Source organism: Rhodococcus sp. MTM3W5.2 (assembly GCF_001984015.1).
Lineage (GTDB): Bacteria > Actinomycetota > Actinomycetes > Mycobacteriales > Mycobacteriaceae > Rhodococcus_G > Rhodococcus_G oryzae.
On the sequence record NZ_CP019572.1, the window covers coordinates 2,059,771 to 2,080,492 of the forward strand.

General features: G+C 67.8%; 14 protein-coding genes, 2 pseudogenes and 1 riboswitch. Of the genes and pseudogenes, 11 read left to right on the plus strand and 5 right to left on the minus strand.

The features are described from left to right. The first annotated feature begins 10 nt into the window (after positions 1-10). The 3 genes from BTZ20_RS09515 (at position 11) to BTZ20_RS09525 (ending at position 2,957) form a co-directional block, all read left to right on the plus strand. Complete coding sequence (locus tag BTZ20_RS09515) at positions 11-1,246, plus strand: MFS transporter (protein WP_077041180.1); 1,236 nt, start codon at positions 11-13, stop codon at positions 1,244-1,246. 182 nt (positions 1,247-1,428) lie between these two features. Next, complete coding sequence (locus tag BTZ20_RS09520; protein WP_223263699.1) at positions 1,429-2,199, plus strand: F510_1955 family glycosylhydrolase; 771 nt, start codon at positions 1,429-1,431, stop codon at positions 2,197-2,199. 35 nt (positions 2,200-2,234) lie between these two features. Beyond that, positions 2,235-2,957: an HNH endonuclease family protein gene (locus tag BTZ20_RS09525; RefSeq protein WP_077041181.1), complete on the plus strand. Its 723-nt coding sequence runs from the start codon at positions 2,235-2,237 to the stop codon at positions 2,955-2,957. Positions 2,958-3,050: 93 nt separating this feature from the next. Here the strand turns inward: BTZ20_RS09525 and BTZ20_RS09530 are convergent, their stop codons facing one another. After that, positions 3,051-5,609 carry an AAA family ATPase gene (locus tag BTZ20_RS09530; protein ID WP_077041182.1) on the minus strand — a complete coding sequence of 853 codons (2,559 nt, stop codon included), beginning with the start codon at positions 5,607-5,609 and terminating at the stop codon, positions 3,051-3,053. A 550-nt stretch (positions 5,610-6,159) separates the two neighbouring features. On the opposite strand from BTZ20_RS09530, the gene BTZ20_RS09535 reads away from it, so the two are divergent. Continuing rightward, positions 6,160-6,378, plus strand: coding sequence for a DUF1524 domain-containing protein (locus tag BTZ20_RS09535; RefSeq protein ID WP_411269144.1), 219 nt, complete (start codon positions 6,160-6,162; stop codon positions 6,376-6,378). Positions 6,379-6,386: 8 nt separating this feature from the next. On the opposite strand, the pseudogene BTZ20_RS09540 reads toward BTZ20_RS09535, so the two are convergent. The 3 genes and pseudogenes from BTZ20_RS09540 to prpD all read right to left on the minus strand — a co-directional run bounded on the left by BTZ20_RS09540 (position 6,387) and on the right by prpD (position 9,923). After that, positions 6,387-7,507: pseudogene (locus BTZ20_RS09540) on the minus strand (bifunctional 2-methylcitrate synthase/citrate synthase). Next, entirely contained in the window at positions 7,504-8,421 is a 918-nt protein-coding gene (prpB, locus tag BTZ20_RS09545) for a methylisocitrate lyase (RefSeq protein ID WP_077041183.1), read from the minus strand. The pseudogene BTZ20_RS09540 and the gene prpB overlap by 4 nt, the downstream one beginning before the upstream one ends. Further along, positions 8,421-9,923 (minus strand): 2-methylcitrate dehydratase PrpD, encoded by a 1,503-nt coding sequence (gene prpD, locus BTZ20_RS09550; protein WP_077041184.1) that lies wholly within the window; start codon positions 9,921-9,923, stop codon positions 8,421-8,423. The genes prpB and prpD overlap by 1 nt, the downstream gene beginning before the upstream one ends. A gap of 166 nt (positions 9,924-10,089) precedes the next feature. On the opposite strand from prpD, the gene BTZ20_RS09555 reads away from it, so the two are divergent. Continuing rightward, on the plus strand, positions 10,090-11,511 hold the full coding sequence (locus tag BTZ20_RS09555; RefSeq protein ID WP_077041185.1) for a short-chain fatty acyl-CoA regulator family protein: 1,422 nt from the start codon (positions 10,090-10,092) through the stop codon (positions 11,509-11,511). A gap of 44 nt (positions 11,512-11,555) precedes the next feature. Here the strand turns inward: BTZ20_RS09555 and metE are convergent, their stop codons facing one another. Further along, positions 11,556-13,823, minus strand: a complete 2,268-nt coding sequence (gene metE, locus BTZ20_RS09560) for a 5-methyltetrahydropteroyltriglutamate--homocysteine S-methyltransferase (protein ID WP_077041186.1) — start codon at positions 13,821-13,823, stop codon at positions 11,556-11,558. A 145-nt stretch (positions 13,824-13,968) separates the two neighbouring features. Continuing rightward, a riboswitch (cobalamin riboswitch) is annotated at positions 13,969-14,172 on the minus strand. Between the two features lie 311 nt (positions 14,173-14,483). Here metE and BTZ20_RS09565 point away from each other — a divergent pair. From BTZ20_RS09565 to rpmF, 6 genes and pseudogenes are all read left to right on the plus strand, one after another. Next, positions 14,484-17,896, plus strand: a pseudogene (locus BTZ20_RS09565) (pyruvate carboxylase). Continuing rightward, complete coding sequence (gene rsmD, locus BTZ20_RS09570; RefSeq protein WP_077041187.1) at positions 17,893-18,456, plus strand: 16S rRNA (guanine(966)-N(2))-methyltransferase RsmD; 564 nt, start codon at positions 17,893-17,895, stop codon at positions 18,454-18,456. Before BTZ20_RS09565 ends, rsmD begins: the two are co-directional and overlap by 4 nt. Then, a complete protein-coding gene (gene coaD, locus BTZ20_RS09575; protein ID WP_077041188.1) occupies positions 18,453-18,950 on the plus strand; it encodes a pantetheine-phosphate adenylyltransferase in 498 nt (165 codons plus the stop codon). The genes rsmD and coaD overlap by 4 nt, the downstream gene beginning before the upstream one ends. A gap of 97 nt (positions 18,951-19,047) precedes the next feature. Next, the gene (locus BTZ20_RS09580) at positions 19,048-19,818 is read left to right on the plus strand and encodes a DivIVA domain-containing protein (protein WP_077041189.1); all 771 of its coding nucleotides are present in this window, start codon (positions 19,048-19,050) and stop codon (positions 19,816-19,818) included. A gap of 95 nt (positions 19,819-19,913) precedes the next feature. Then, a complete protein-coding gene (locus BTZ20_RS09585) occupies positions 19,914-20,531 on the plus strand; it encodes a YceD family protein (RefSeq protein ID WP_411269119.1) in 618 nt (205 codons plus the stop codon). 2 nt (positions 20,532-20,533) lie between these two features. Further along, positions 20,534-20,716: a 50S ribosomal protein L32 gene (rpmF, locus tag BTZ20_RS09590; protein ID WP_077041191.1), complete on the plus strand. Its 183-nt coding sequence runs from the start codon at positions 20,534-20,536 to the stop codon at positions 20,714-20,716. Positions 20,717-20,722 lie beyond the last annotated feature (6 nt).

A 20,722-nucleotide genomic window follows, 5' to 3' on the forward strand; every position in this document is an offset into this window, starting at 1 on the left:
CCGGGTCCTGATGGTCAACCAGTTCTCGATCAACGTCGGCTTCTACATGCTGATGCCGTATCTCGCGGGGTACCTCGCGGGCCCGCTCGGGCTGGCGGCCTGGGCAGTCGGGCTGGTACTCGGTGTCCGCAACTTCTCGCAGCAGGGCATGTTCCTGGTCGGCGGCACACTGGCCGACCGTTGGGGTTACAAGCCGCTGATCGTCGCGGGGTGCCTGTTGCGAACCGGCGGATTCCTCCTGCTGGCGATGGTCGACTCCCTGCCCGCGGTCCTCGTGGCCGCAGTCGCGACCGGGTTCGCGGGAGCGCTGTTCAACCCGGCTGTGCGTGCTTACCTCGCCGCCGACTCGGGCCCGCGTCGGGTCGAGGCCTTCGCGGTGTTCAACGTCTTCTACCAGGCGGGGATCCTGGTTGGCCCCCTCGTCGGCCTGGCCCTGACGGCCTTGGACTTTCGAGCCACGGCAATGGTCGCGGCGTCGGTGTTCGCGGTACTGACCGTCGTGCAGATCTGGGCCCTGCCGACGCGGCGGGACGGGACCGGCGCATCAAGGACCTCCGTCCTCGACGGTTGGCGCCTGGTCGTCTCGAATCGTCCGTTCGTGCTGTTCGCGGTGGCGATGATCGGGTCCTATGTGCTCTCGTTCCAGGTCTATCTCGCGCTGCCGTTGCAGGCCGCCGTGGCGGCGGGGGACTCTCGCTCCGAGACCGTGCTGGTCACGTCGGTGTTCGTCGTGTCGGGGGTGGTGGCGATCGCGGGTCAGCTCCGGATCACGTCGTGGTTCGCCGGTCGGTGGGGCTCGGGCCGAAGTCTGGTCGTCGGGATGGCCGTGATGGCGAGCGCGTTCGTGCCGCTGATCGTGGTGTCGGGGAAGGGGTTCGGATGGTGGCCCGCGGCCGGTGCGCTGCTCCTGACCGCGGGCCTGCTGGCGGTCGGGACGGCGGCGGTGTTCCCCTTCGAGATGGACACGATCGTCGCGCTGTCGGGTGGTCGTCTCATCGCGACGCACTACGGCTTCTACAACACGGTGGTCGGGGTCGGCATCCTGCTCGGGAACCTCGGTACCGGCGCGGTGTTCGGGAGGGCGCGCGATTCGGGCATGGGGGCGGTGACGTGGGTGGTGCTCACGATCGTCGGAATCGCCTGCGTCGGTTCGCTGTACCTGCTCGAGCATTCGGGCCGACTGGACCGGCCCCCGGCGCGGGACGAGACCGCCCGCGAGGGGGATTCGGTGACCGCGGCCGGCTGACCGCTGACGGGACTCCCATCTACTATGCAACTCAGTAGATGGGAGTCCGCCGGGACCCGATGAGGAGCGTGTGTGATCGATCGAATCCACGGTGGGCGGCGACCGCGCCCGACCACAACCCACAGATCGACAGGTCGTCTCAGGTTGTGCGGCGTCACTGCCGTCACTCTGGTCATCGCGGGATGTTCGGGGGCGGTGCCGACAGTGCGCTCGACGCAGCGGCAGCACCGAGTCCGCGGATGCAGTCGGTGCCGATGGCACCGGCGCTCGACCACCTGCACGGATTGCATGTCGCCACCCGCGGGACGGTGTTGGCGGGCACCCACACCGGCCTGTATGCCGTCGGCACCTCGGGCCGGACCGAGCGCGTGGGCGCGAGGGACGACGATCTCATGGGCCTGGCGGGTGTGGCACAGACCGACACCCTCTACTCGTCGGGGCACCCCGGTCCGTCGAGTGCCGCCCCGAACCCGCTGGGGCTCAAGGAGAGCACCGACGGCGGCCGAACGTGGCGGGCGAGGTCGCTGGCGGGCGAGGTCGATTTCCACGCTCTCGCCTCCGACGGTGAGCTGCTGGTCGGGTTCGACGGAACCGGCGGGCTCCGGGTGTCCACCGACCGGGGAACGACCTGGGCCGCCGGCGCGGCCCTGCCAGCCGCCTCGCTCGCGATAGCTGCGGACGGGGTCTGGGCCGTGACGCCGGATGGACTGCAGCGCAGCACCGATGTGGCGTTGTCGTTCACGGTCGTCGAGGGCGCTCCGGACCTGGTGATCGTCTCGGCGGGCGCGGACGGATCGCTGTGGGGCGTCGACGCCGGCGGCACGGCCTGGCGGAGCGACCTTTCCCGGAGCTGGCAGCGGGTGGCCGAGATCGGCGAGGTGGAGGCGCTCGCCGCGGCCGACTACGGGCGGGCATACGCGGCGACCTCGAGGGTCCTGCACACGCTGGGCTGACGCCGAGACCGGTCCGGCTCACGCATACTGAAGCCATGCGGCGTCTGGGTTTTCGCGGCGGTCTCGGGCTGGTGGTGTTGCTTGCCGTCGCGATCCTGATCGCGGTCGGGTTACTGCAGTCCCGCGGGACGGACAGCGACCCGACCGTCGCCGGATCCGGTGCGGTGAGCACCACGCCGGTGGGCGATCCGGCGCCCGATCCGCTGGCGGGCATCGCGGTCGTGGCCAAGCGCACCAAGGTGCCCGGCTACGACCGCGAGGACTTCGGCCCCGCGTGGACGGACGACACCGATGCCCCGCTGGGCCGCAACGGCTGCGACACCCGCAACGACATCCTCGAGCGGGACCTGGTGGACCGGGTGAACTTCGACATCTGGCGCTGTCCGTGGGCGGTGCGGAGCGGCACCCTGCACGACCCGTACAGCGGCGCCGTCATCGCGTTCCAACACGGGGAGGACACCAGCAACGCGGTCCAGATCGACCACATCGTCTCGCTGGCCCTCGCCTGGGACATGGGCGCGAGCACCTGGACCCCGGAACTGCGGGCGAGGTTCGCGAACGACCCCGCGAACCTCATCGCGGTTGCGGGGGCGGTCAATTTCGCCAAGGCCTCGCACACCCCCGCCAGCTGGATGCCGCCGAACGAGGCCTTCCGCTGCGACTACGCGCATCGCTACACCTCGGTACTGCGGCAGTACGGGCTGCCCATCGACAGGGCGTCCGCCGAGGCGTTGCGCGGGGTCCTGCGGAATTGCTGACCGACGACTGCGGAGGTTGCGCTTGCCCGGACGACAGTCGGTTCTTCAAACCAACAACACCCGGCTCCCTGGCGCCGATCGAGTTGTGGGTACCTAGAGATATCGCTTGATTCTCTTCTGCCATTCTGTGAGTCGCGTGAGCTCCCGCTCAAGATCGGCGGGTTCAGGTGCGACGTAGTTGGTCTCAGCGGCTTTGTCGTGGCGCCGTCCCCACTTGGATGTCGCACCGTAACCTTCTTGAAGATCTTGGTTGTCGGCTTCGGTGATCTTTGTGAGTATGCGAAACTTCAGCATCCGCACTTGCGAACTGCCGCGGTCAAAGACTTGATTCATGATCTCAGTCGTCACGCTGCGTTCCCACGCCTCCGACAAGCGCCCAGCCCAGGACGCGACTTTCTCCTCCCATTCGTCCTGCACAAGGTTTGGTCTTTCCTTCGTGAGCTTTGCAAGTTCGACCTTGAGATGGTCAATTCGGGAGGCGAAGTCCTTTGCCTTCCATGGGAATGCCTTGATGCAGATGCCGGGCTCGATCCCGCGTCGCTCGACAGCCCGCTCTGTGAGCGCAACTCCTTCGCTGTCAGCTGCCGCAGTCAGATCGCCGGTGAAGGCAACATCATGGGTGAATACCACGACCTGCCGGTCTCGTGCGAGCTGAGCCAGGCGTTCTGCAACCTTGTCTCGACGTACGTGGTCCAGTGAAGTGACAGGGTCGTCGAAAATGATGGCCGACCGCGACTCATCGAAGACCGCTTCGGTGAAGAAACCGGCAAGCCCTAGCGCGGTTTGCTCTCCTTCGCTCAGCACACTCGGAGCAGTGATTCCTCTGGTCGCACCGAGGAGTCCGGGCTTCTGGTTAAGTTGACCCTTTCGTCCACCCAGATCCTGCAGGGTGACCTTCTGCAACCTGAGACGATCTGTCTCTCGGGTGAACTGGTCGACGATGCGGTCTGTCGCGTATTCGCGAGTCAGTGATGCCGCTTTTTGGGTGATGCTGCTTGTGTCTGCTGCGCTACGCGCTTGCTTGAGCCCCATCAGGTCTCGTAGCCGCCCAGTCTCTGCTTTGACTCGAGCAGCAGACTCCGAGAGGCGAACACTCGCTTGGAGTTCCGTCTTCTCCTTCGTCGCCGCTGAGAGAGTTGCCTGGAACTGTGATAAGTCTGTCGCTGTGGCCTGACGTTCAAGTTCCTCGGCGAGAGTGATGAGCTTCTCCGGTAGATCAACTTCAGGTATCGGCGTCGGGGCAGCCTCGTCTGTTGTGAGGTGGCGTACGACTGCATCACGCTGTTCTTCAATCTTCGTGAGTAGTGCGGTCGCGGTATCACAAAGGCTCGCGCTATGAGCTTCGAGCGCCGTAAGTGCGGACGTTCGGACTGGAGTCGCAACCTCCAATGATCGCAACTCTTCCATGGCTTCCTCGTAGCTGCGTTCCGCCGCTACGGCGTCACGTTCGGTGGTGTCTGCCATGTACTGCTCGAACCGGCGTAAGCGCTCCTTGGCACTCACGTCGAGGTCTTGCTGGCACAAAACGCAGACTGCCGCATCACCTGTAGCCGGGAAGTCGTGCGAATGGTAAGCCTCGGTGACTGAATAGGCTCGCGCTGTGTTCCAGAGGGCACGCCATGTCTCGGAACCGACTCCGACAAGCGGCTCATCATCGAACGAGTTCGCCGCGGCGACGGACGCCGCCGCACGCGCACTCATTGCGTCAGATCGGAGCTTGGCACGTGAATCGGTCGCCTCGGAATCCAGTGCCCTGATTAATAGGTTCAGGTCTTGCGCAAGACTTTTCACCTGCTTCGCCAGCGTCGTTAGTCGTGTCTTTTCTCGCTGCGGATTGCTTGATGTCAGGCGTGATTCTTCCTGGAGGACGGTGGCGAGGCGCGCGTTCGTCCCGTCTGTCAGCGCTGTCGCTGCATCGACCTGCGCTTCGGTGGTGGAGGCGGTGAGCGTGGCGAGGAACGCCCCCGATGTCGTCGTCGGGGGAACATCCAGTCTCAGAGCGGTTGATTCGTTGGTCTTGATTCGGGCCGCAATCTCGCTACGTGCGCTGTCACATATCTGTATGAGACCGTCCAGCAGGTTCAGGGCGGACGGGCGATAGGAGATTGTTGATTCTTTCGTCAGATACTCGTCGCCGCAGTGCTCGTCAAAGAAGCTCATTCGGAGGAACTCGGGAGGTGGGCTAGCCAAGACTGCCTGCTGTCGTTCGACGCCTGCGACGCTAAAGTGAAGCACACCCGAGGGCTCGGCTGGTGCTTCGCTGAAAACATTCGGTAGGACAGCGGAGCGATGCCGGGCACTCACGGTTGCCTTGATTAGTCGTGCATACCCTGACTTGCCGCTGCCGTTGTCGCCGTAGACGATCGTTAGTCCGTTCGTCGCGAAGTCGAGCCGTTGACCGTCCGCAAGGGCATTCACCCCGTTAAGGTCAGCAATGGCAATCAATTGCACTTGTTCGATGTCCGGCGATTTGACCGAGATTCCCTTGGCTTCCTGGCTCGGTTCGATGTTGGTGCCCGCCAAGATATCGTCGACCAACTGCTCGATCCGCTTCGAGTCGTACGCTTCGCCGTTGGCGAGCGCAACCAAGACATCCTGCTGCCACCCGGGCCGCTGCAGTGCCCACTCGATGATGTCGCTCTCAATCGTCACGGCTCATCTTCACATTCCACCACTCTTCGCGAGGGTCGAATCGACACTGGGATTTGGAGTTCCGCGGCACTTGCAGCAATCGTCGTCCTTGATCCCTCCGACACGAGTCATCTCTACCGCTAGCACCTTCGACCTCATATCTTGAGCGGTTCTTTGGGCCTTGAAGATTCACCTTTCGAAGGGCAATCGTGGGCGATGCTTCTGCCTGGGGTGGCTCGGGAGTGCCGAGTCCCGCTGAGGCCCGGCGGGTAGATGCCTTGCTGCTGCTTGCGTGAATGCTGTTGCTAATTAAAGCTATCCGCTGGGTGCCGCCCTGGCCCGTCGCGCAAGGCCAGGAGCCTACTGCCGGACGATGGCGCCTAGATCGGAAGGGGGACGGTGTCAGAGTCAAGGCAAGCGCCTCGACTCCGAACGTCACAACGGGTCACACATGAGTCAGCACCGCCAATACCTTGTGGCAGCGTCATCGCCACCCTCGAAGGACCGCCGGTAACACATCGTCTCGCTGGCCCTCGCCTGGGACATCGGCGCGAGCACCTGGACCCCGGAACTGCGGGCGAGGTTCGCGAACGACCCCGCGAACCTCATCGCGGTTGCGGGGGCGGCCAATTTCGCCAAGGCCTCGCACACCCCCGCCAGCTGGATGCCGCCGAACGAGGCCTTCCGCTGCGACTACGCGCATCGCTACACCTCGGTGCTGCGGCAGTACGGGCTGCCCATCGACAGGGCGTCCGCCGAGGCGTTGCGCGGTGTGCTGCGCGCCTGCTGACCCCGGACTCAGGCGACGACCGTGCGCTGCGGCACCCCGAGTACTGACTGAGTGGACGGATCAGTGCGTTGGAGCCGCTCTGCTCGATGATGTGCGCGGTCCACCCGGTGATCCGGCTCATCACGAAGATCGGCGTGAACATCTCCACGTCGAAACCCATCAGGTAGTACGCGGGCCCGGTAGGGAAGTCGAGGTTCGGCTTGATGCCCGTCGCGCCGACCATCGTCTTCTCGAGGACCTCGTAGATCCGCACCCAGTTCTCGCCGCCGGTCTGCGCGGCGACATCGGCCAGCGCGGACCTCATCGTCGGCACCCGCGAATCGCCGTTCTTGTAGACCCGGTGCCCGAAGCCCATCACCTTCTCCTTGGCGGCGAGCTTGGCGAGCAGCCACTCCTCGGCACGGTCGGGGGTGGCGATCTCGAGCATGTCGTGCATGACGGCCTCGTTGGCGCCGCCGTGCAGCGGGCCCTTGAGGGCGCCGATCGCGGCGGTCACCGCGCTGTAGATGTCCGAGAGCGTCGAGGTGACGACCCGCGCGGCGAAGGTCGAGGCGTTGAAGCTGTGCTCTGCGTACAGGATCAGCGACACCTCGAAGGCCCGCACGATCGCCGGGTCGGGAACGGTGCCGAAGCACATGTTGAGGAAGTTCTCCGCGAAACCCCGATGTGAGTGCGGTGCGATCGGATCGAGCCCGCGCCTGCGCCGGAAGTCGGCCGCGACGATCGTCGGGAGCACCGCCGTCATCCGCAGTGCCTTCGCGAGGTTCTCCTCGGGCGAGTTGTCCTCCTCCGCAGGGTCTTCCGCGCCGAGGTAGCTGATCGCGGTGCGCACGACGTCCATCGGGTGACAGTTGTCGGGCATCTTCGCCAGCAGCGACAGCAGCGAGCGGTCGGCCCGGCGCGCCGCGCGTTCGCGCTGGCACATCAGCTCCAACTGCGCGGGCGTGGGGAGTTCTCCGTGCCAGAGCAGGTACGCGACCTCCTCGAAGCTGCAGTGCGCCGCGAGGTCCTGCACCGCGTACCCGCGATAGGTCAGCGAGTTGGTCTCGGGGACCACCTTGGAGATCGCGGTGGTGTCGACGACGACGCCCGCGAGGCCCTTGTAGATGGTCGGAATCGCCTCGGTCATGAGCCACTCTCCTCAATGCGGAAGTTGAAGATGCCGCTGTCGAATTCGTTGTAGCGCTCGTACTCGAGCAGTTCGTAGAGCCGGCTGCGGTGCTGCATCCTGTCGAGCAGCCCGGATTGGGTTCCCTCGGTGTGGATCTCGCGGAGACCCTGCTCCGCCGCGAACATCGCCAGCCGCAGCGTGGTGACCGGATAGATCACCGCGTTGAAACCGATGTCCTCGAGCGTTTTCGACGAGATCAGTTCGGACTTGCCGAACTCGGTCATGTTCGCCAGCAACGGGATCTCGACGGCCGCGCGGAACTTCTCGAACTCGGCCTCGGTGTGCAGGGCCTCGGTGAAGATCAGGTCGGCGCCTGCGTCCGCGTAGGCCTTGGCTCGCTCGATCGCGTCGTCGATTCCATTGATGCCCGCGGCGTCGGTGCGGGCGCAGATCACGAAGGTCGGGTCCCGCCGGGCGGAGACCGCCGCGCGCAGGCGCCGCACCATCTCGGCGGTCGACACCACGGCCTTTCCGTCGAGGTGTCCGCACCGCTTCGGGTTCACCTGGTCCTCGAGGTGGCAGCCCGCGATCCCGGCGTCCTCGAGCAGCGTGACTGTGCGGGCCGCACTCATCGGTTCTCCGAATCCGGTGTCCGCGTCGATCAGCACGGGCAGGTCGGTGACGCGGGCGATCTGCCTGCCGCGCTCGGCCACCTCGGTCAGTGTGGTCAGTCCGATGTCGGGCAGCGCGAGGTCCGCGGAGACGACGGCGCCGGACACGTAGACGCCTTCGAAGCCGATCTCCTGGATCAGCTTGGCGACCAGTGGATTGAACGCCCCGGGCAGGCGCTGGATAGAACCCGACGTGAGCCCGCGCCGAAACGCGATCCGCTTGTCGGAGGCGGAGGTCGCGGCGGCGATCAGGCCCGACATCAGAACAGCCCCTTCGGCGACTTCGGTGCGCGGTCGAGCACGTCCTCGGCGACGGTGAACGTGAGCTGGTTCAGCTCGCCGGACCTCAGCTCGGGGGCGCGTTGCGCGGCGTCCAGGAAGCGGTCCTGCTCGGCAGGGGCGACGACGCCCTCGGCGAGCGTGCGGAACTTGGCGATGTACTGGTCCCGTGCGAACGGGCGCGCGCCCAACGGATGTGCGTCGGTGATCGCGAGCTCGTCGACGATCACCTCGCCGCTCTTCAGCGTCACCTCGGCGCGGGCGCCGAACGCCTTCTCGTCCGGGTCGGTCGAGTGGTAGCGGCGGGTCCACTCCGGATCCTCGGCCGTGGAGATCTTCTGCCAGAGCTCGATCGTGTCCGCGTGCTGCGCGCGCTCGGGCGCGTACGAGCGCTCGTGATGCCACGTGCCGTCCTGCAGGGCGACGGCGAAGATGTACATCACCGAGTGGTCGAGGGTCTCCCGAGACGCGGTGGGGTCGAACTTCTGCGGGTCATTCGAGCCGGTTCCGATCACCACATGCGTGTGGTGGCTGGTGTGCAGGACGATCGACGCGATCTGGTCCAGATCGCCGATCCGGGCACGCATCCGGCGGGCAAGGTCGATCGGCGCCTGGCTCTGGTACTCGGCCGAGTGCTCCTTGGTGTAGGTGTCCAGGATCGCGCGCTTGGCCTCGCCAGGTCCGGGCAGAGGAACCTGGTACTCGGCCTTCGGTCCGCCGAGCAGCCAGGCGATGACGCCGTCCTCGCCCTCCCAGATCGGTGATGGTGCGCCCTCGCCGCGCATCGCTCGGTCCACGGCCTCGACGGCCATCTTGCCGGCGAACGCCGGTGCGTACGCCTTCCAGCTGGAGATCTCGCCCTTGCGGGACTGACGCGTCGCCGTGGTGGTGTGCAGCGCCTGGCCGACGGCCTGGTACACCGTCTCGGTGTCCAGGCCCAGCAGGGTTCCGATGCCAGCGGCGGCGGAGGGGCCGAGATGCGCGACGTGGTCGATCTTGTGCTCGTGCAGGCAGATCGCGCGCACCAGGTCCACCTGGATCTCGTAGCCCGTGGCCAGCCCGCGGACCAGATCGGCACCGCTACGACCCGTGTGCTGGGCGACGGCGAGGATCGGCGGGATGTTGTCTCCTGGGTGCGAGTACTCGGCTGCCAGGAAGGTGTCGTGGAAGTCGAGTTCGCGGACCGCGACGCCGTTGGCCCACGCGGCCCACTCGGGGGAGAAGGTTCCGCCGATCCCGAACACCGTCGATCCGGCGCTGTACGGATGCGCCTGCGCCTGGGCCCGGGCATTGGCCACCGGGCGGCGGACGAGGGAGGCCGCCGCCACGGCCGCGTTGTCGATGATCCGGTTGACGATCATCTCGGAGGTGGCGGCCGGGACCTCGACCGTGTCGGTGGCGACCTCGGCGATCTTCCAGGCCAGGTGCTCGGGCTTGGGGAACGCCTCCGCCGACCGGTGCGTGCGTACGAGATGTGTCTTCATCGATCCTCCGTTGTGATGCCTGGCCTGCTGTCCTTCGCACGCTACGCATGGGGTGAGGCGCATGAAATACGTTGCACTTGCCTATTTTTGTGTGAGGCGACCGCAGATCTTGCGAATCTTGTGAATCGGTGCGCGGTACCCTCACTGGGCAAGCGAGGAGAGTCCGATGAAGAAGATGTACGCCGGAGCCCGGCTGCGGCGGCTCCGCGAGGAGCGGCACCTGTCGCAGCTGGCGCTCGCCAAGACGCTGGGGCTCTCGCCGAGCTACGTCAATCAGCTCGAGAACGACCAACGCCCGCTCACGGTGCCGGTGCTCCTCAAGCTCAACTCCGAGTTCGATCTCGACGTCCAGTTCTTCGCGGCGGACTCCGACGCCCGCCTGGTCGCCGATGTGCACCAGGCGCTGGCGGAGACGTCCGAGTCCGGCGACGTCTCGCTGGCGGAGCTGGACGAGTTGGTGGCCCGCATGCCCGCGGTGGGGCGAACCCTGGTGACGCTGCACCGTCGCCTGCACGCGGCGACCGATCAGCTGGACCAGTTCTCGGCGCAGCTGTCCGGGGAGGCCACGGCCGGGTCCGCGCGCGTTCCGATGCCGTACGAGGAGGTTCGCGACTTCTTCTACGATCGCCGCAACCACATCGCCCGGCTCGACGACGCCGCGGAGCAGATGTTCACCCGCAACGAGCTGACCATCGGCGCGCTCGACCTGCAGCTCGCGAGGCTGATGCGCGATCGGCACGGCGTCACGGTGCGGATCCGGACCGATGAACCGGATCAATTGGGTCCCAAGCGTTTCTTCGACGTGAAGAAGTCGACCCTCACGTTGGCGCGGCGGCTCACCGCCGGTCAGCGCGCCTTTCAGATCGCGATGCAGCTGGCCTTCCTGACGCAGGCCGAGGCGATCGACTCCATTGTCGCGGAAGATGATTCGCTGAGCGCCGAATCCGCGGCACTGGCGCGGATCGGATTGGCGCACTACTTTGCCGGCGCGCTGATCCTGCCGTACAGCCAGTTCCTGGACTCGGCCGAATCACTGCGCTACGACATCGACCTGCTCAGCCTGAAGTTCGAGGTCGGCTTCGAGACCATCTGTCACCGGCTGTCCACGCTGCAGCGGCACCGCCAGCGCGGGGTGCCCTTCTTTTTCGTCCGCACCGATCGCGCCGGGAACATCTCCAAGCGGCAGTCCGCCACCGCCTTTCACTTCTCCCGGGTGGGTGGGAGTTGCCCGTTGTGGGTGGTCCACGAGGCCTTCGCCAACCCGGGCCGGATCCACACGCAGGTGGCGAAGATGCCCGACGGGCGAACCTACCTGTGGGTGGCCAGGACCACGCACAGCGGTGGCCTCGGCTACCTGGCCCCCGAGCGCAACTTTGCGATCGGGCTCGGCTGCGACATCGCCTACGCCGACCGCATGGTGTACTCACGTGGAATCCAGACCGACGATCCGGCCACGATCGTGCCGATCGGCGCGGGGTGCAAGGTGTGCGACCGCCCCGCCTGCGCGCAACGGGCGTTCCCGCAGTTGGGGCGGTCGGTCCTGGTCAACGAGAACAGCAGCGGCCACCTGCCGTACCCGCAGGCGTAGCCGCACCCGCGCCCGCCGGGGGCGAGCGTGGGTGCGGCGTCGGCCTAGAGCTCGGCCCGGACCAGTTCGGTCGCGGCGACGAGGTTGCGCAGGGACGCCTCGACCTCGGCCCGGCCGCGGGTCTTCAGGCCACAGTCGGGGTTGACCCACAGCCGCTCCGCAGGCACGGCCTTCAGCGCGGCACGCAGCGAGTCGGCGATCTCCGCGACCGAGGGCACCCTGGGGGAGTGGATGTCGTAGACGCCCGGACCGACACCGAGATCGAATCCGACCGCGTTGAGATCGTCGAGGACCTCCATGTGTGAGCGCGCCGCCTCGATCGAGGTGACGTCCGCATCCAGACCGGCGATCGCCCCGATCACCTCGCCGAACTCCGAGTAGCACAGGTGGGTGTGAACCGAGGTCGCGTCGGCGACCCCGGAGGTGGCCAACCGGAACGCTCCCACAGACCAGTCCAGGTAGGCGGGTTGGTCCGCCGACCGCAGTGGCAACAGCTCGCGCAGCGCGGGTTCGTCCACCTGGATCACCTGCGCCCCCGCGGATTCCAGGTCGACGGTCTCGTCGCGGATCGCGAGCGCCACCTGGTCGGCCGACTCGGACAGCGGCTGGTCGTCGCGGACAAACGACCACGCCAGGATGGTGACCGGCCCGGTCAGCATGCCCTTGACCGGCCTCGCCGTCAGTGACTGTGCGTACGAGGTCCAGTCGACCGTCATCGGGCGCGGTCGGCGGACATCGCCGTACAGGATCGGCGGCCGCACGCAGCGGGTCCCGTAGGACTGCACCCAACCGTTGGCGGTGGCGAAGAAGCCGTCGAGCTGTTCGGCGAAGTACTGCACCATGTCGTTGCGCTCGGGTTCACCGTGCACGAGCACGTCGAGACCCAGCTGTTCCTGGAGGGCGATGACATCGGCTACCTCGCCGCGCATCCGGTGCAGGTACTCGGCCTCGTCGATCTCGCCCTTCCGCAGCGCGGCCCTGGCCACCCGGATCGCGGTCGTCTGCGGGTACGAGCCGATCGTGGTGGTGGGCAGCTGTGGCAGCGGCAGGACTGCCGCCTGCACCTCGCGACGCTCCGCGGCGGGACGCCGCCCGCCGTCGGCCGCCTTCAGGCCGGTCAATCGCGCCCGGATCGCGTAGTCGTGCAGCCGTCGATCGGCCGCCCGGGTGGCCTTCGCGGAAGCCGCATGAGCCAGTTCCGCGCCGACGGCATCGCGACCGGAACGCAGGCCGGTCGCGAGGGTGATCACCTCGCGCACCTTCTCGGAGCCGAAGGCCAGCCAGGACCGCAGGGCGTCGTCGAGTTCGCTCTCGCTCTCGAGCGAGTACGGCACGTGCAGCAGGGAGCAGGAGGTGGAGACCGCGACCGAACCCACGCTCCCGCGCAGGGTTTCGAGCGTCGTCAGGGATTCGGCCAGGTCGTTGCGCCAGATGTTCCGCCCGTCGACGATCCCGGCGACGACGTGCTTGCCCGCGAGTTCGGGGATTCCGGCCAGTGCCTCGGGGTCGCCGGCGACGAGGTCGACCGCCAGTCCCTCGACGCCGGTCTTCGCAAGCGTGGGCAGGGCGGCGCCGAGGTCGCCGAAGTAGGAGGCGAGCAGGATCGCGGGCCGATGCTCGAGCGCGGACAGCGCCCGGTAGACCTCGCCCGCGGTGGCGATCTCGGGCTCCGTGCGATCGGCGACCAGCGCGGGTTCATCGATCTGGACCCACTCGACGCCTGCGTCCGCCAGCCGCCCGAGCAGCGCGGAGTAGAGCGGGAGGAGCTCCCCGACTCGGGAGAGGAGGGAGGACTCGGAGTCGATCGCTTTCGACAGGAGCAGGAAGGTGACCGGCCCGATCAGCACCGGTCGCGCGGCGATGCCGAGCGCCCGCGCCTCCTCGACCTCGCCCAGCACCTTCGACGGGTCGAGGGTGAACCGCGTCGAGGAGCTGATCTCGGGGACCAGGTAGTGGTAGTTCGTGTCGAACCACTTCGTCATCTCGAGTGGGGTGACGGTGGCGGTACCGCGGGCGGCCGCGAAATAGCGATCAAGAGCCGTCGACTCTCCTGCGACCCGCTCCGGCAGGGCGCCGAGCATCGCGGCGGTGTCGAGCATCTGGTCGTAGTACGAGAAGACGTTGACCGGAACGGAGTCGATCCCGGCGTCGCGCAGTTCGGTCCAGGTCTGTGTGCGCAGGTCCCGCGCGACGGCATCGAGCGCGGAGGCGTCGAGCGTGCCTGCCCAGAAGGACTCGACGGCCTTCTTGAGTTCGCGGCGGGGACCGATGCGCGGGGAGCCCAGCACGGTTGCGGTGAAGGTGGATGTCACGGTGTTCTCCAGTTGCTGACAGCGGGGTGGCCACCACCGGCAGACGAGAGCACGGACCGAGCCCAGGTGGCGCCCGCATGCGGGCAGCAGTCAACGGCGATCCGATCTACTCGCCCATTCCACGAGGCGGTGGACCGTCGGGCACGGCGTGCCCGACGCAGTCGGCAGGTCTTCGGACTCGCAGGCGCCCGGTGATCGACACCGGTCCTAGTGGCCGTCGCTTCCCAGACGCGAAGTCCAGTGCATGGTGACGGCGGTCGTTCCTGCATACCGCTGCGGGACAGTCCCGGATTCTCACCGGGTTCCCTCTCACACCTCTCTCCACATAGACGGGGAGACGTGCTTCGACGCCGGGCGGGGACTTCGGGGCTCCTCATGACCACACCGGGCGGACCGATTGCACTGATGAGTATATGAGGCAGAACGGGAGCGGTCGACCAGCTCGCTGCGGGGGTGTTCGCCCGCCGTTCGGGCCATCTGCGAACCCTGCGAAAGAGGGCGCGATCGAGTCGTATCCGCAGCTCACGGTGGGTGCCGTATCCCTGTGAGGTGGGGGCCGGTAGCGTACTGCATCGTTACAGCGGGTCGAGTATGCGGGAATTTCCCGGATGCTAGGACACCGTCCGGCGAGCGGTACGAGAGCAAGGGTAATTTTCAGCAATGTTCTCTAAAGTTTTGGTTGCCAATCGCGGGGAAATCGCGATCAGGGCATTCCGCGCCTCCTACGAGCTGGGCGCGGGGACCGTAGCTGTCTTTCCGTACGAGGACCGCAACTCGGTCCACCGACTGAAGGCCGACGAGAGTTACCAGATCGGGGAGGAGGGGCACCCGGTCCGGGCCTACCTGTCGATCGCCGAGATCGTCGCGGCTGCGAAGAAGTCCGGCGCCGACGCCATCTACCCCGGCTACGGCTTCCTCTCGGAGAACCCGGACCTCGCCGCGGCCTGTGCCGCCGAGGGCATCACCTTCGTCGGCCCGTCCGCCGAGGTGCTCGAGCTCACCGGCAACAAGGCCCGCGCGATCGCCGCCGCGAAGGCGGCCGGACTCCCCGTGCTCTCCTCGTCGGCGCCGTCCGCCGACGTGGACGAGCTGCTCGCCGCCGCCGAGTCCATGCAGTTCCCGCTGTTCGTCAAGGCGGTCGCAGGCGGCGGTGGTCGCGGCATGCGCCGGGTCGCCGAGCGTGCCCAGCTGCGCGAGGCGATCGAGGCCGCGGCCCGCGAGGCGGAGTCCGCCTTCGGTGACGCCACCGTGTTCCTCGAGCAGGCCGTCGTCGACCCGCGGCACATCGAGGTGCAGATCCTGGCCGACGGTCAGGGCAACGTGATCCACCTGTTCGAGCGTGACTGCAGCGTGCAGCGACGGCACCAGAAGGTGATCGAGCTGGCGCCCGCGCCGAACCTCCCGGAGGATCTGCGCGCGCGGATCTGCGCCGACGCTGTCGCCTTCGCCAAGGAGATCAACTACAGCTGCGCGGGCACCGTCGAGTTCCTCCTCGACACCCGCGGCAACCACGTGTTCATCGAGATGAACCCGCGCATCCAGGTCGAGCACACCGTCACCGAGGAGGTGACGGACGTGGACCTGGTGCAGGCGCAGCTCCGGATCGCCTCCGGCGAGACGCTGGCCGATCTGGGTCTGGCCCAGGATTCGATCAAGCTCCGCGGCGCGGCGCTGCAGCTCCGCATCACCACCGAGGACCCGGCCAACGGATTCCGCCCCGACACCGGCCGGATCACCGCGTACCGCACGCCCGGCGGTGCAGGCGTTCGCCTCGACGGCGGCGCCAACCTGGGCGCCGAGGTGGGCGCCTACTTCGACTCGATGCTCGTCAAGCTCACCTGTCGCGGCCGGGACCTGCCCGCGGCCGTGGCAAGGGCGCGCCGGGCGGTGACCGAATTCCGGATCCGCGGCGTGGCCACCAACATCCCGTTCCTGCAGGCCGTCCTCGACGACCCGGACTTCCGCGCGGGCAACGTGACGACCTCGTTCATCGAGGAGCGCCCGGCGCTGCTGACCTCGAGGGCGTCGGCCGACCGCGGCACCAAGATCCTGACCTACCTCGCCGACGTGACCGTCAACAAGCCGCACGGCGAGCGCCCCACCACCGTCTACGCGCGCGACAAGCTGCCCAAGATCGACCTGACCACGCCGCCGCCCGCCGGCTCGAAGCAGCGACTGATCGAGCTCGGGCCCGACGGCTTCGCCGCCGCGCTGCGCGCACAGGCCGCGCTCGGTGTCACCGACACCACCTTCCGCGACGCGCACCAGTCCCTGCTGGCGACCCGGGTTCGCACCGGCGGCCTGCTCGACGTCGCGGGTCACGTCGCCCGGTTGACGCCCGAGCTGCTGTCGGTGGAGGCCTGGGGCGGCGCGACCTACGACGTCGCGCTGCGCTTCCTGCACGAGGACCCGTGGGAGCGGCTGGCCGCGCTGCGCGAGGCGATGCCGAATATCTGTCTGCAGATGCTGCTGCGCGGCCGCAACACCGTCGGCTACACGCCCTACCCCGAGTCGGTCACCCGCGCGTTCGTGCGCGAGGCCACCTCGACGGGCGTGGACATCTTCCGGATCTTCGACGCGCTCAACAACGTCGACCAGATGCGGCCCGCCATCGACGCGGTCCGCGAGACGGGCACCGCCGTCGCCGAGGTCGCGATGAGCTACACCGGTGACCTGTCGAACCCGAACGAGGACCTCTACACCCTCGACTACTACCTGAAGCTGGCCGAGCAGATCGTGGACGCGGGCGCCCACGTGCTGGCCATCAAGGACATGGCCGGACTGCTGCGCGCACCGGCGGCCGCCACCCTGGTGTCGGCGCTGCGCAGCAACTTCGACCTGCCGGTGCACGTGCACACCCACGACACCCCCGGCGGCCAGCTGGCCACCTATCTGGCGGCGTGGCAGGCGGGAGCCGACGCCGTCGACGGCGCGAGCGCGGCGCTGGCGGGCACCACCAGCCAGCCCGCGTTGTCGGCGATCGTCGCGGCCACCGCACACTCGGCGCGGGACACGGGCCTGGATCTGCAGGCCGTGTGCGACCTCGAGCCGTACTGGGAGGCGCTGCGAAAGGTGTACGCGCCGTTCGAGTCCGGGCTGCCTGCCCCACCGGTCGCGTCTACACGCACGAGATCCCCGGCGGTCAGCTGTCGAACCTGCGCCAGCAGGCCATCGCGCTCGGACTGGGCGACCAGTTCGAGGAGGTCGAGGCGAAGTACGCGGCGGCGGACCGGATGCTCGGGCGCCTGGTGAAGGTGACCCCGTCCTCCAAGGTGGTCGGCGACCTCGCGCTGCACCTCGTCGGCTCGGGCGTGTCGACGGACGAGTTCGCGGAGAACCCCGCCGGATACGACATCCCGGAATCGGTGATCGGGTTCCTGCGCGGCGAACTGGGCAACCCGGCGGGCGGCTGGCCGGAGCCGTTCCGCACCAGGGCGCTCGAGGGCCGCGGCGACGCGAAGCCCGAGACCCCTCTGACCGCGGACGACCAGGCCGGACTCGACGGTTCTCCTGTCGAGCGCCGCGGCACCCTGAACCGGCTGCTGTTCCCCGGACCCACCCGCGAGTTCCTCGAGCACCGCGAGAAGTACGGCGACACCTCGCGGCTGTCGGCGAACCAGTTCTTCTACGGCCTGCGCCGCGGCGAGGAGCACCGGGTCACGCTGGCCCCCGGTGTCGAGCTGCTCATCGGGCTGGAGGCGATCTCCGAACCCGACGAGCGCGGCATGCGCACGGTGATGTGCATCCTCAACGGCCAGCTGCGTCCGGTGTCGGTGCGTGACCGTTCGATCGCCAGCGAGGTCCCCGCCGCGGAGAAGGCGGACCGGGGCAACCCCGGCCACGTGGCCGCGCCGTTCGCGGGCGTCGTCACCCTTGTCGTGGCGGAGGGACAGAAGGTCGCCGCGGGCGACACCGTCGCGACGATCGAGGCGATGAAGATGGAGGCGGCGATCACCGCCACCCGTGGTGGCGTCGTGAGCAGGCTCGCGATCACCCCGGTGCAGCAGGTCGAGGGCGGCGACCTGCTGACCGTGATCTCCGTGGTGTCGACGGAGGAGGACGGGCCGCAGTGACCCGGATCGTCGCCGGCGCCGCGGGTGGGCGCCGGCTCCGGGTCCCGCCGAAGGGCACCCGGCCAACCTCGGAGCGTGTGCGCGAGGCGTTGTTCAGTTCGCTCGACGCCAGGATGCATCTCGACGGCGCCGCCGTGCTCGACCTGTTCGCGGGATCGGGAGCGCTTGGCCTGGAGGCGCTCTCGCGGGGCGCCGAGCACGTGGTGCTGGTCGAGTCGGACGCGAAGGCGGCCGCGGTGGCGCGCGAGAACGTGGCGACGCTCGGGCTGCCCGGCGCGCTCGTGCGGTCGTCGCCGGTGGCCGCGGTCGTCGCGGGCACCCCCGACCGCGAGTACGACCTGGTCTTCCTCGACCCGCCGTATGCGATGGGCGAGGACGAGGTCGGGTCGGTGCTGGGTGCGCTCGTCGACGGGGGCTGGATCGGGGAGGATTCGCTGGTCGTGCTCGAGCGGTCCTCGCGATCGCCTGCGACCGTGTGGCCGCCCGGACTGTCGGCCGACCGGGTGCGCAAGTACGGCGAGACCCGGATCGAGATCGCCTGTTACGGTCTGCAGTCATGAGCAGTGCGGTCTGCCCCGGGTCCTTCGATCCCATCACCAACGGTCACCTCGACGTGATCGGCCGGGTGGCGGTTCAGTTCGACGAGGTCATCGTCACGGTGATGATCAACAAGAATAAGAAGGGGCTGTTCAGCATCGACGAACGCCTCGAGATGCTGCGCGAGGCCGTCGCGGACCTGCCGAACGTCCGGGTCGACTCCTGGCAGGGACTCCTCGTCGACTACGCGAAGGCCAATGGGGCCAGCGCGATCGTCAAGGGCCTGCGCGGCGCCAACGACTTCGACTACGAGCTGCAGATGGCGCAGATGAACCACAAGCTCACCGGGGTCGACACCCTCTTCATCGCGACGAACCCGCGCTACAGCTACCTCTCCAGCTCGCTGGTGAAGGAGGTGGCGACCTACGGCGGTGACGTCGCGGACATGCTGCCCGCCAAGGTGCACGAGCGGCTGCTGGCCCGGCTGGCGGAGCGCGCCGCGGGGCCGGCCACGTAACGGTTGATCCTCGACACACTGGGCGTGGCGGCGCGTCGGTGAGCGGCGCGACGGGCAGACTGGTCACGTAAGCCGTCGTCGACGATTGGGGTTTGGCGTGTACCGGGTATTCGAGGCGCTCGACGAGCTCGTCGCGATCGTGGAAGAGGCGCGCGGTGTCCCGATGACGGCCGGGTGCGTTGTGCCCCGCGGCGACGTCCTCGAACTCCTCGATGACGTCCGTGAGGCGATCCCGGGCGAGCTCGACGACGCACAGGACGTGCTCGACCACCGCGACAAGCTGGTCGGCGACGCCCGCGCGCACGCCGAGCAGGCGGTCTCGAGTGCGGACGCCGAGGCGGCGGCCACCCTCGCCGAATCGCGCGACAACGCCGACCGGATCCTCGCCGACGCCAAGGCGAAGGCCGACCGGATGGTCTCCGAGGCGCAGGCACACGCCGACGAACTCGTCGCCGACGCGCGCGAGGAGGCAGACAGGACCATCGCCGAGGGGCAGCACGAATACGACAGCCTCACCGGACAGGCCGCGGCCGAGGCGGAGCGCCTGGTCGAATCCGGCCGCGCCGCGCACGAGCGATCGGTCGCGGACGGCCGCGCCGAGCAGGAGCGCCTGGTGTCGCAGACCGAGGTCGTGCAGGCCGCGCATTCGGAGTCGGCTCGGGTCATCGACTCCGCGCACGCCGAGTCGGACCGGTTGCGGGGCGAATGCGACCTGTACGTGGACGGCAAGCTCGCGGAGTTCGAGGAGTTCCTCAGCGGGACCATCCGCTCCGTTGGCCGCGGCCGCCAGCAGCTGCGGACCGGATCCGGGATCCCCGACTACGACGAGCCCGACGAGCGGCCCAGCCGGTCGAGCCGTCACCGGTAGCCGGGTCGCCGGCTGCAGATTTTCCTTTGGGGGACCCCATCGCGTACCGTTGAGTGGTTGCCCATCCCCTTCTTCGCTGACGAAAGAGTATTCGCGTGTCCTCGCATCGTTCCGGTTCGCCCCGTCTCCACGAGGGCGGCCTCGTGCTGGACATCCTCAGTCTGGGGCGCCGTCCCGGGTCGATGACCACGGTCACCCGCACGGTGCCCGCCGCCTCGCGCATCGGCCTCGACATGATCGCGGTGCCGGTCGGCGGTGACGTCGAACTCGACCTCCGCCTGGAGTCCGTCTCGGAGGGCGTGCTGGTCACCGGCACCGTTCGGGCGGCCACCGAGGGGGAGTGCTCGCGCTGCCTCGAACCGTTCGGCGGCGAGCTCGACCTCTACCTCACGGAGCTGTTCGCGTACCCGAACAGCACCACCGAGGCGACCACCGAAGAAGATGAGATCTACCGCATCGTCGACGACCTGATCGATCTCGAACCGGTCATCGTGAATGCGGCCGGGCTAGCGCTTCCGCTGCAGCCATTGTGCAGCGAAGATTGCCAGGGACTGTGCCCCGAATGTGGGGTTCGTCTGGCGATTGCAGAATCTGGGCATGGACATGAGATACTGGATCCTCGCTGGGCTGCCCTCGCGGGGAAGTTCGACGCTGAGGATGCATCATCCCAGCCCAGCAAGAGTCGTGTGAACACTGAAGCCGAGGAGAAGTAGAAGTGGCTGTCCCCAAGCGCAAGATGTCGCGGTCCAACACCAGGTCGCGTCGCAGCCAGTGGAAGACCACTGTGCCCACCCTCATCACCTGCCCGAACCGTGGCTGTGGCGAGAAGACCCTGCCCCACATTGCGTGCCCGTCCTGCGGCACCTACAAGGGTCGTCAGGTCACCGCTGCGGTCTAGTCGCGC

What these genes read in the sequence shown, in the direction of transcription:
- BTZ20_RS09525 (WP_077041181.1), top strand. Translation starts at nt 2,235, where the DNA reads ATGCGGCGTCTGGGTTTTCGCGGCGGTCTCGGGCTGGTGGTGTTGCTT.
- BTZ20_RS09520 (WP_223263699.1), top strand. Translation starts at nt 1,429, where the DNA reads ATGTTCGGGGGCGGTGCCGACAGTGCGCTCGACGCAGCGGCAGCACCG.
- BTZ20_RS09515 (WP_077041180.1), top strand. Translation starts at nt 11, where the DNA reads ATGGTCAACCAGTTCTCGATCAACGTCGGCTTCTACATGCTGATGCCG.
- coaD (WP_077041188.1), top strand. Translation starts at nt 18,453, where the DNA reads ATGAGCAGTGCGGTCTGCCCCGGGTCCTTCGATCCCATCACCAACGGT.
- BTZ20_RS09555 (WP_077041185.1), top strand. Translation starts at nt 10,090, where the DNA reads ATGAAGAAGATGTACGCCGGAGCCCGGCTGCGGCGGCTCCGCGAGGAG.
- prpD (WP_077041184.1), bottom strand. Translation starts at nt 9,923, where the DNA reads ATGAAGACACATCTCGTACGCACGCACCGGTCGGCGGAGGCGTTCCCC.
- prpB (WP_077041183.1), bottom strand. Translation starts at nt 8,421, where the DNA reads ATGTCGGGCCTGATCGCCGCCGCGACCTCCGCCTCCGACAAGCGGATC.